Below are 2,383 nucleotides of genomic sequence, written 5' to 3'. Positions count from 1 at the left end.
CGACGACGAAGTGCTCGAAGCGTTCTCGCGGGCTGCGCGACGATCCGCCAAGTCCGGTGCGCCGCTGTCGGGCATCGTCGCCGAACTCGCCGAACGCGGTCGCGCCGAAGCGGAGGACCGGGCGGCCGCCGCGATCGAGCGGGCCGGAGTGCTCGTCAGCGGACCGCTCGGCCTGTGTTTCCTGCCGGCGTTCGTGTGCCTGGGCATCGTCCCGGTCGTGATCGGACTGGCGGGGAAGGTCCTCTCCGGGGGACTGCTGTGAGACATCGGCGCGGATGGCCCGTGCCGGTCAGAGGGGAGAAATCATGTTCACCAACGGAATTCGAATCGTGCGTGATCGGCTCGCGGGGGCCGTGGTCGACGAGGACGGCATGTCGACCGCCGAATACGCGATCGGCACGATCGCGGCCGCGGCGTTCGGGGCCGTGCTCTACACGGTCGTCACCGGCGACAACATCGTCTCGGCGCTCACCGGCATCGTCGAGCGCGCCCTGAACACCGCGGTGTGAGCGGCTCCGGGGAAGAGGGTGGAGTGACCGTCGAAGCGGCGATCACCCTCGCCGCGCTGGTGTCGGTTCTCGTGCTGTGCCTCGGTGCGGTGCTGTGTGTTTCCCATCAGTTCCGCTGCCAGGACGCGGCGCGGGAGGCCGCCCGGCTGGCTGCGCGCGGTGACCAGGCGCGGGCGGTCGAGACGGCCGCCCGGGTCGCTCCGCCGAACGCGCGGATCACGCTGCGCGAGGACGGGGATCTCGTCGTCGCGGTGGTGTCGGTGGCGGGGCCGTTGCTGCCGCTGGTGACGCTGACGGCCGAGGCCGTCGCGGTCCGCGAACCCGAACCGCTGCCGTGAGCGCACCGGGGAACGACCGGGGCAGCGCGACGATCGTCGGGTGTTTCCTCATGGCGGCGCTCGTCGTCGTGACCGCGACGCTGGTGCACATCGGGTCGGCCGTGGCGTCACGGCATCGGGCGCAGGCGGCCGCCGATCTGGCGGCGCTGGCCGTCGCGGTCGCGCTCGACCGGGGAAGCGACCGGGCATGCGGGCAGGCCGAGCGGATCGCCACGCGCATGCGGGTCCGGGTGCGGGAGTGCTCGGTCGACGGGTGGGACGCGGTCGTCGAGGTCGCCGCGGAGGTGACGCCGGCGCTGCCGGGTGCGGGGGAGGCGGTGGCGATCGCGCGGGCGGGTCCGGCAGATCAGGGCTCGTCCGCCAGCGCGGTGAGGACCACCCCGAGCAGCGCGATCGCCCCGGCCTTGTCGAGCGGGTCGTTGCCGTTGCCGCACTTGGGGGAGTAGACGCACGACGGGCAGCCGGTGGCGCATTCACAGGCGAGGACCGCGTCGCGGGTTGCGGTGAGCCATCGGGTGATCCGGCTGTGCCCGCGTTCGGCGAACCCGGCGCCGCCGGGGTGCCCGTCGTACACGAACACGGTCGGCAGCCCGGTGTCGGCGTGCAGTGCGGTGGACACCCCGCCGATGTCGCCGCGGTCGCAGGTCGCGACGAGCGGGAGCAGGCCGATGGCCGCGTGCTCGGCGGCGTGCAGTGCGCCGGGGACGCGTTCGGCTCCGATCCCGGCGCGCTCGAGCAGTTCGGGTGTAACGGTGTACATCACGGCCCGGGTCGGCAGGGTCTGCGCCGGCATGTCCAGGGGAATCTGGTCCAGTACCTCACCGGAGGGGAGGCGCCGCAGGTAACCGATCACCTGATGCGTCACCTCCACCCGCGCGAACGCGACGGTGACGTCGCCCGCGGTGCGCTGTTCGTCGACGGAGGTGATGGTGATGTCGGTCAGTTCCCGGGCGAAGGTGGACCATTCGGGGTCCTCCGCATGCACGAGGGCGACACCGTCGTCGAGGAACAGCTCGTCGACGACGAACGATTCGCCCTGGTGCAGGTGCACCGCGCCCGGATGTACGGTCGCGGGGGCGCGCCCGGCGTCGACGGTGCCGAGCATCCGGCCGGTGTCGGCCTCGACTATCGCGATCTGACTGCCGATCCCGCCGCGGATGTCGAGGCCGGCGTGCGGGTCGGTGTCGGGGGTGACGAACCAGCCGTGGGGGCGCCGGCGTATCAGGCCCTGCGCGGCGAGGCCCGCGAGCACGTCCTCCGCCCCGAACTCGGCGACCTCCGCGTCGGTGAGAGGCGCCTCCAGCGCGGCACACAGCAGTTGCGGACCCAGCACGTACGGGTTCGCCGGATCGGTGACGGTCGCCTCGACGGGGGTGCCGAGCAGCGCCTGCGGATGATGCACGAGATAGGTGTCGAGCGGGTCGTCGCGGGCGACGAGCACCACCAGCGACCCGGCGCCGCGGCGGCCGGCACGGCCACCCTGCTGCCGGAACGACGCGACCGTGCCGGGGAAACCGGCGACGACGACCGCGTCGA

3 protein-coding genes and 2 pseudogenes are annotated in these 2,383 nt (G+C 72.8%); 4 read left to right on the top strand and 1 reads right to left on the bottom strand.

Translation table 11 applies throughout. From position 1 onward, the window contains the following. The 4 genes and pseudogenes from ACN675_RS28810 to ACN675_RS28795 form a co-directional block, all read left to right on the top strand. Nucleotides 1–262: pseudogene (locus ACN675_RS28810) on the top strand (type II secretion system F family protein); the annotation flags it as partial. 43 nt (nt 263–305) lie between these two features. Then, on the top strand, nt 306–509 hold the full coding sequence (locus ACN675_RS28805; RefSeq protein WP_420754059.1) for a DUF4244 domain-containing protein: 204 nt from the start codon (nt 306–308) through the stop codon (nt 507–509). 23 nt (nt 510–532) lie between these two features. After that, nucleotides 533–847 (top strand): TadE family type IV pilus minor pilin, encoded by a 315-nt coding sequence (locus tag ACN675_RS28800; RefSeq protein WP_420754058.1) that lies wholly within the window; start codon nt 533–535, stop codon nt 845–847. After that, a pseudogene (locus ACN675_RS28795) lies at nt 844–1,194 on the top strand (Rv3654c family TadE-like protein); the annotation flags it as partial. The gene ACN675_RS28800 and the pseudogene ACN675_RS28795, both read left to right, overlap by 4 nt. Here the strand turns inward: ACN675_RS28795 and ACN675_RS28790 are convergent. After that, on the bottom strand, nt 1,194–2,383 hold a 1,190-nt coding region (locus ACN675_RS28790; RefSeq protein ID WP_420754057.1), incomplete at its 5' end, for a Zn-binding domain-containing protein. The pseudogene ACN675_RS28795 and the gene ACN675_RS28790 sit on opposite strands and share 1 nt — an antisense overlap.

This window comes from Rhodococcus sp. O3, from assembly GCF_048897285.1.
Lineage (GTDB): Bacteria > Actinomycetota > Actinomycetes > Mycobacteriales > Mycobacteriaceae > Rhodococcus.
Note: the sequence above shows the minus strand (reverse complement) of the source record. Positions and strands in the feature narration are given on the sequence as shown.

What these genes read in the sequence shown, in the direction of transcription:
- ACN675_RS28805 (WP_420754059.1), top strand. Translation starts at nt 306, where the DNA reads ATGTTCACCAACGGAATTCGAATCGTGCGTGATCGGCTCGCGGGGGCC.